Here is a 7,854-nt window from a genome sequence, read left to right on the forward strand (position 1 = left end):
TTTATAGCGTGGATCACGTTCTCGATCAGCTCTTACTTTATGAAGAAGAGACGCTTGTATCTGCAACAACTAGTTACGGAACGAACACACGATCTTCAACGAGCCAATGAAGAGTTAACACAACGAAACTCCGAGCTCGACCGCTTTGTATATAGTGCATCTCACGACTTGAGTGCTCCGCTTAAGTCTATACTAGGTCTTATTATGGTAGCACGCATGGATAAGTCCATCGAAAGTCATGAAACGTATCTGTCCATGATGGAGAACAGCGTGCGCAAACTCGAAGAATTTATTGAAGAGGTAGTGAGCTACTCACGCAACTCACGCATGCCTATAAAGCTGGAAAAATTTTCGTTCAGAGAATTTGTTCAGAATGTTCTGCACGATCATCAATATGCACCGAGCTATAATAAAATATTATTCATGATCGATGATCGCGCTGCAACGGAAATGGTATCAGACGTTACGCGATTAAAGATCATTCTCAACAACCTTATATCCAATGCAATTAAGTTTTACTGGACCGGCAGCGACCGAAAACCTTTTGTGCGCATATCGTTGGAGATAACCGATGCACACTATATCATTACCGTAGAAGACAACGGTATCGGTATTGGCGAAGAACACCTGGCCCGTATATTCGATATGTTCTACCGGGCAAACGAAGATGCCCAGGGCTCAGGACTTGGATTATATATTTTAAAAGAATCGGTTGCCAAACTTGGCGGAACGGTAAAAGCGACATCGGTAATCGGTGAAGGCACCGTATTTACTATTTCATTGCCGGTTCAAAGTGTATCCGAATAATCTGCTAATCGTTATCGTTCATCAAGTCAATTGATCTTGTTATTTTTGGCGCCACATGATAAACTTTCAGGAATTTACCTTAGAAAACGGCTTGCGCGTAATTGTGCACGAAGATCCAACCGTGCAGATAGCTGTGATGAATATTTTATACGATGTAGGCTCGCGCGATGAGCATCCGGACCGAACAGGCTTTGCGCATCTTTTCGAGCACCTTATGTTTGGTGGCTCCCTTAACATTCCCAGTTATGATGAGCCGCTGCAGCGTGTAGGTGGTGAGAACAATGCATTTACCAACACAGACATCACGAACTATTACCTCACTTTACCAGCCGCTAATCTGGAAACAGGTTTCTGGCTGGAGAGCGATCGCATGCTAAGTCTTTCATTCGATCCCAAAGTTTTGGAAGTACAACGCAAAGTTGTCGTGGAAGAATTTAAGCAGCGTTACTTGAATCAACCATACGGTGATGTGTGGCTCAAATTACGACCATTGGCGTATCAACAACATCCGTATCAATGGGCAACGATCGGTAAAGAGATCGCGCATATAGAAGATGCCACGATGGAAGATGTAAAGAATTTCTTCTTCAGTCACTATGTACCCAGCAATGCTATACTCGTAGTAGCAGGGCATGTTACGTTCAGTCAGGTAAAAACACTTGCTGAAAAATGGTTCGGTCCTATACCTGCAGGAAAGATCAAACCACGAAATCTTCCGAAAGAAAATACGCAAACACAAAAACGATTTTCACAGGTAGAAGCAAAAGTACCAGCGGATGCTTTCTATAAAGCGTGGCACATGCCGGGTCGTTTTCATGACGATTACTATGCTATAGATTTACTCAGCGATGTATTAAGTCGCGGGCAATCGAGCAGACTATATCAGCAACTGGTAAAAGAGAAAGAGATTTTTACTTCTATATCATCGTTTGTAATGGGCACCATTGATCCGGGATTACTGGTAGTGAGTGGCCGTGTAAAAGAAGGTGTTTCATTGGAAGACGCGGAGAATGCCGTGAATGCTATACTGGAAGAAGTTGTTGCCAAAGGAGTAACAGCCGAAGAGCTTGAGAAAGTAAAGAACCAGGCTGAATCAACTTTAGAGTTTGGCGAAATGGAAGTAATGAATCGCGCCATGAACCTCGCCTTCTCCAAACTTTCTGGCGATGCTGATCTCGTTAACAAAGAGGCCGATAAAATTACAGCTGTTACAATAACCGACATTAAGCGCGTGGCAGCTGATATACTTCGTGAAGCCAACGCCAGTGTATTGTATTACAAGGCAACGGCCTGAGCTATACGTTGAAAGGCTATCCACTCGTAAAATTATAGAGAGAAGGCTGAACAAGTTATTGGTATTCAACGTTCACCCAAAGTCGTTCATGATGTAATGATCCAACCACCGTGGAGAAAGAAAAAGTAAGCAGCGGAAATATTATTGACTGGTCGGTATTAAGCCGGCTCATGAAATTTGTAATGCCCTACAAAGGACGCTTTGTATTGGTTATACTGCTTACAGTAGTACTCGGCATCCTTGCTCCTACCAGACCTATATTAATACAGTATACATTGGATCATGATGTAGCCCAGGGAAATTACCAGGCTATGGTATGGATGATGTGGATATTGATGATCCTGCTCGTTATCAACTCCATTGCCCAGTATGTACACACCTATGTATCCGGATGGTTAGGCCAACAGGTCATTCGTGATATACGACTCAGACTATACCAGCATATCGTTCACTTACGACTCAAGTTCTTCGACAAGACTCCTATAGGGCGATTGGTAACCCGAACGATCTCGGATGTCGAAACGCTTGCCGATGTTTTCAGTGAAGGGCTCGCTGCCATGGCGGGCGATCTGCTGCAGATCATTTTTATTCTCGGCTTCATGTTTTATGAAGACTGGAGACTGGCGTTATTAAGTTTATCTACATTACCATTGTTGCTCATCAGCACTTATGTATTCAAAGAAAAGATTAAAGTTGCTTTCAACGAAGTTCGTAATGCGGTATCAAACCTCAACACATTTGTGCAGGAACATATTACCGGCATGAACATCGTGCAGATCTTTGGCAGTGAGAAGCGAGAGTTTGAAAAATTCAACGAGATCAACAACGAGCACAAGCAAGCCAACCTGCGCTCGGTACTATATTACTCCATTTACTATCCCGTGGCGGAGATCATTGCTGCAGCCGGTATAGGATTACTCGTGTGGTATGGAGCAAAAGGAATTATACATTATGAAGACACAGGCGTTACTATTGGTAAACTCATCGCCTTCATTATGTATATACAAATGTTCTTCCGTCCTATACGGATGATTGCCGATCGTTACAACACGTTACAGATGGGTATAGTAAGTTCTGCCCGCATCATGAACCTGTTGGATGAAACAGAACATGTACAAGAGAATGGCAAACATATACCGGAGCATATTGGTGGAGATGTAAAGTTCGATCACGTGTGGTTTGCTTACAACGAGCCCGATTACGTATTGAAAGATATAAACTTTCATATCCGTCCGGGTCAAACCATTGCGTTTGTTGGAGCAACCGGTGCTGGTAAATCTTCGATCATTAATTTACTCAACCGTTTTTATGAAATCAATAAAGGTTCCATCAGGATAGACGAGATAGACCTGAAGCAATATGAGCTGGGTACACTTCGCAAAAATATAGGAGTAGTATTGCAAGATGTATTTCTCTTCTCCGATACCATCTTCAAAAACATTACGCTGGGCAATCCTGATGTAACAGAAGATATGGTGTGGCATGCTGCTGACCTGGTAGGTGCGCGCAAATTTATTGAGCGGCTTCCGGGTAAACTTTCCTATAATGTAATGGAGCGCGGAGCTACATTATCCGTTGGTCAGCGTCAGCTCATATCGTTTATACGTGCTATGGTCTTCAACCCGAAGATACTCGTGCTGGATGAAGCAACATCATCCGTTGATACAGAAACGGAAGAGATGATCCAGCAGGCTATTGTAAAGATGATGAGCGGCCGTACGTCTATTGTTATTGCACACCGTTTATCAACCATACAAAAAGCAGATAAGATCATTGTGCTCGACCACGGTGAAATAAAAGAAGTTGGCCGCCACGAAGAACTTCTGCTACAGGATGGCTATTATGCTCAACTCCATAAAATGCAGTATAAAGAGTTTGTTTGATGCTGCTTTCGTTCCGGGGTTTTAGGCGAGCACAGCAAAAGGCTTATATTTGCCCTAATGCTTTTACAAAAATCAATTGTGCTCTCGGTCTTTTGCTTGCTAAGTGTATGTACACTCGCACAGCAACGCCCGCGTAATGGCAGCAAGAGCTCGTATACACGCGAACGATTCAACTATAACGCTACACGCGTTCGTGGTAATAAAGCCAAAATCGTATGCCCCGTTTTTGATAAAAGTAAATACCCTTATCATGGCTTTGGTGTAAAGATGGGCGATCCTTTTGCACTCACCTATAAATACTATCCGAACAAAAATTTCGCGATTGCCGCAGATGTAGGTAAACCTGCCAGTGGACTATATAATCGTTATTTCCGTCAACAGTTCAATACTTACCAGCGTGATACTCTTTCACAGGGAGCTCAGGTAAATTATCTTACACATACTGTGAAGTCAGATTTCATAGGAGAGTTAAAGCTTCTATATCATATTGACGCCAAGTTTATCTCACCAGGTCTTCAGTTTTACGTGGGAGCCGGTTGGGAATGGAAGTACTCCAAAATACGATACGATTATGTATATGATGAGCCCGACAATCCGAATCCAAACAGCAATAACCGGATAGGAAATTTCACCGTGTCGCGCTTTACGCAAGGACCACAAGGTGTGATTGGTATAGAGTATTCTTACTTTCAATTACCGATCTCTGCCTTTATGGAACTTGAATATTTTACAGATGTGCAGCTCGATCCGGGCTGGAGCCGCGCAGAAGGTGGCGTAGGTTTACGGTATATTTTTTAAACAAGAACAAACAAAAAGATGAAACACGTTGCGTTGATTTCCCTCCTGATCATCGTAGTTGTGAGTGCGCATGCTCAACAGCAAGGTATAGGACTACGACTTGGTTTACCTACTGGCGTTACATACAAACGCTACCTGTCAACTGCGAAAGCTGTGGAATTTGGTATAGGTACATCACCCCGAAACATTGATGATCGATACTACAAAAATTCTTTCAAACACATGAGCCGCTACGATAATTATGTGTATGAATCCGTAGATGTTTCGAGTGCGGTATATATGCAGGCGCGAGTGTTATTTCAATACGATTTAGCGGTAACAGATACAGAAGGTAAATTTCAATGGTACTGGGGTGCTGGCGCTATGCTAAAACTCGCCAAGGTTGATTACTGGTATCGTAACCCGGCGAACAATAATGAATATCTGCACGACAGACGCACCGATCTTGACTTTGGGCCTGAAGGTATATTAGGATTGGAGTATACTTTTGAAGATATACCACTTTCGTTGTTCGCGGAAACGAGTCTTCAGCTGGAATTAGCAGACCGGTTTACTTTCCGATTACTTGCCGGAACCGGAGCGCGGTATAATTTCTAAAATACGTTTCCAGAAAACTCGCTGGCTTAGGCAGAATAATATATAGTATATCTGCGAGGAGTACTAAGCTTCCTCTTCGTCAAGCTGCACTTGCTTTTCGTATAGTTCCTTGTATATACCGTTCGCTGCAATCAGCGATTCATGTGTGCCTTCTTCTGCTACGTTTCCATCGATCAGCACAATGATCTTGCTGGCCAGTTTGGCTGACGACACGCGATGTGATATAATTATGGTAGTGCGCCCTTGCATAATTCTGCGCATGCTGCTCAGAATGTTGTTCTCTGTTTTTGTATCTACTGCCGAAAGTGCATCGTCCAGCATCAGTATTTTCGGTTCGCGAACTATAGCACGTGCAATGGATACACGCTGCTTCTGTCCACCGGAAAGAGTTATACCGCGCTCGCCCACTCTTGTTTCAAAACCCTGCTGAAACTCTACGATGTTGTGGTATACATCCGCGTCTTTCGCGGCTTGAATTACTTTCGCTTCATCCGGGTCTTTTATACCGAATGCTATATTGTTAAAGATCGTATCACTGAAAAGAAAAACATCTTGCGGCACATAGCCGATCTGGCTTCGCAGTGAAGTAAGATTGTAATGAGTAATAGGAGTATCATCAATCAAAATCTCACCATCGCGCACATCATACAATCGCGATACTAAGTTTGATACCGTGCTCTTACCTGAACCGGTTGTGCCTATAATAGCAAGCGATTCTCCGGGGTTGATCACAAATGATATATCTTTCAGTGCTTTAATGCCGGTATCCGGATACGTAAAGGTTACTTTCTTAAATTCAACTTTACCCTGTATATCTTTCACCAGTTCTTTCTCAGAAACTATACTTGTTTGTGTGCGCAGAAATTCATTAATCCTTTTCTGCGATGCTTCTGCGCGCTGCACCAAACTACTCGTCCAGCCAAGCGATGTTACAGGCCAGGTAAGCAAGTTTACATAGATGATAAACTCGGCTATATTTCCGAAGGTGAGATTACCATTGATCACTTCTGTGCTGCCGGCATATACTGTGAGAATAGTGCTGATGCCTACCAACCCCATAATGATGGGAAAGAAAAGCGATTGCATTTTGGTGAGCTTGAGTGACTGCCGTTTATAGGCATCGCTTTCCTTTTCAAATCTACCTATAGATTCCTGCTCACGGTTAAACGATTTGAGCACCCGTATGCCACTGAACGCTTCCTGTACAAACGTTGATAACCGTGATTGATGACGTTGGATTTCTTCTGAACGTTTCTCAATAATATTATTCACCAAAAAGATACTCAGCGATAATAATGGAAGCGGACTCAATGCATACCAGGTGAGCTTTACACTAATGCTGAACATAATAGGGATCAACATCAGAAACAATGTGATAAGTGTAAGTCCATACATAATAGCAGGACCGAGGTACATACGCACACGACTCACATCTTCGGAGATACGATTCATCAGGTCGCCCGTATTATTTCTTCTGTAAAAACTTAATGGAAGCGTCTGGTAATGTTGGAATACTTCGTTCTTCAAATCATATTCGATAAGGCGCGACATAACGATCAATGTCTGGCGAACAAAGTATAGAAATATACCTCTCAGAAAAGCCATCACCAGGATGAGGCCCGCATAGATTAAAATACCAAAAGCAAAAACCTTGAAAAAATTTTGCTGAACATCCGTTCCTTCGAGTGACTTATAGAGTCTAATGTTATCTACTACAAGATCGATAGAGTCACGCACCAGCTGTGCCGGTATGATCTGAAAGACATTGGAGAGAATGACAAAGATGGTTCCTAAGATGAGATGCCACTTGTACTTGAACAGATACTTGTTTAGATACTTCAGTTCGCGCATGTAAAAAATTTTGGTGGCTCACGATAAAACGAAATATCCTTTCAATAGTTCATATAAAATTATGAAACCTGAGAACTGCAGCTCGCTTATCATGAAGGATCAATCGCGTCCCAGGCTGATGCCGGATTATACTTTTTAACAGGACAATGCGATTAAACATCGGCAAAACTACGTAATCCATTGATCATCCTATAACTTTAATCTTGAACTGTGAACGTCAATGCATTATTTTTACGCCAGCTTTTAAAAACCACCGTTCTTTATCATGCTTAACCGAAGAAGTCTCCGTATCAAAGTCATGCAAAGCCTGTTTGCCTTGCAGCAATGTAAAGATGCCAACTATGAACTATGCCTTGACAAAATCAGTGAGGCGTTTGCTCCTGATCTGAACTCCATGGAGGTACAGGATAAAGCAGCGCTGTCGCTTCAAAAGAAAACGGCTGCCAAGCTTTTTGAGAAGACCTTTAAAAAAGGTGAGACTTCGGTTGATAGTGATGATCCCAAGATTAAAAAAGTAGTAAACGAGTGCTTCCAATTCTATGCGAAGCAGTCTAAAAAAGATAGCGACTTCTTCCTGAAAAATCTGATCAGCGAAGTTGAAAAGATATACGATCACTATATAGC

Annotated in this window: 6 protein-coding genes and 1 pseudogene; 6 read left to right on the plus strand and 1 reads right to left on the minus strand. The window is 42.5% G+C overall.

Annotation, left to right across the window (positions count from 1 at the left end):
• The 5 genes from VIN08_RS16040 to VIN08_RS16060 all read left to right on the plus strand — a co-directional run.
• Positions 1-807: HAMP domain-containing sensor histidine kinase (locus VIN08_RS16040; protein ID WP_331967109.1), on the plus strand; the 807-nt coding region annotated here is incomplete at its 5' end.
• A gap of 55 nt (positions 808-862) precedes the next feature.
• Entirely contained in the window at positions 863-2,101 is a 1,239-nt protein-coding gene (locus VIN08_RS16045; RefSeq protein ID WP_331967111.1) for a pitrilysin family protein, read from the plus strand.
• A 110-nt stretch (positions 2,102-2,211) separates the two neighbouring features.
• On the plus strand, positions 2,212-3,984 hold the full coding sequence (locus VIN08_RS16050) for an ABC transporter ATP-binding protein (protein ID WP_331967113.1): 1,773 nt from the start codon (positions 2,212-2,214) through the stop codon (positions 3,982-3,984).
• A 57-nt stretch (positions 3,985-4,041) separates the two neighbouring features.
• Positions 4,042-4,782 carry a hypothetical protein gene (locus VIN08_RS16055; RefSeq protein WP_331967115.1) on the plus strand — a complete coding sequence of 247 codons (741 nt, stop codon included), beginning with the start codon at positions 4,042-4,044 and terminating at the stop codon, positions 4,780-4,782.
• Between the two features lie 18 nt (positions 4,783-4,800).
• A complete protein-coding gene (locus tag VIN08_RS16060; RefSeq protein WP_331967116.1) occupies positions 4,801-5,379 on the plus strand; it encodes a hypothetical protein in 579 nt (192 codons plus the stop codon).
• Positions 5,380-5,442: 63 nt separating this feature from the next.
• On the opposite strand, the gene VIN08_RS16065 is transcribed toward VIN08_RS16060, so the two are convergent.
• Positions 5,443-7,230: an ABC transporter ATP-binding protein gene (locus VIN08_RS16065; protein ID WP_331967118.1), complete on the minus strand. Its 1,788-nt coding sequence runs from the start codon at positions 7,228-7,230 to the stop codon at positions 5,443-5,445.
• Between the two features lie 265 nt (positions 7,231-7,495).
• Between VIN08_RS16065 and VIN08_RS16070 the strand changes: the two are divergent.
• Positions 7,496-7,854 (plus strand): annotated as a pseudogene (locus VIN08_RS16070) (transcription antitermination factor NusB); the annotation flags it as partial.

The organism is Ohtaekwangia sp. (assembly GCF_036568665.1).
GTDB lineage: Bacteria > Bacteroidota > Bacteroidia > Cytophagales > Cyclobacteriaceae > Ohtaekwangia.

Coding starts and splice junctions, on each gene's coding strand:
- VIN08_RS16065 (WP_331967118.1), bottom strand. CDS start 7,230: ATGCGCGAACTGAAGTATCTAAACAAGTATCTGTTCAAGTACAAGTGG.
- VIN08_RS16045 (WP_331967111.1), top strand. CDS start 863: ATGATAAACTTTCAGGAATTTACCTTAGAAAACGGCTTGCGCGTAATT.
- VIN08_RS16055 (WP_331967115.1), top strand. CDS start 4,042: ATGCTTTTACAAAAATCAATTGTGCTCTCGGTCTTTTGCTTGCTAAGT.
- VIN08_RS16060 (WP_331967116.1), top strand. CDS start 4,801: ATGAAACACGTTGCGTTGATTTCCCTCCTGATCATCGTAGTTGTGAGT.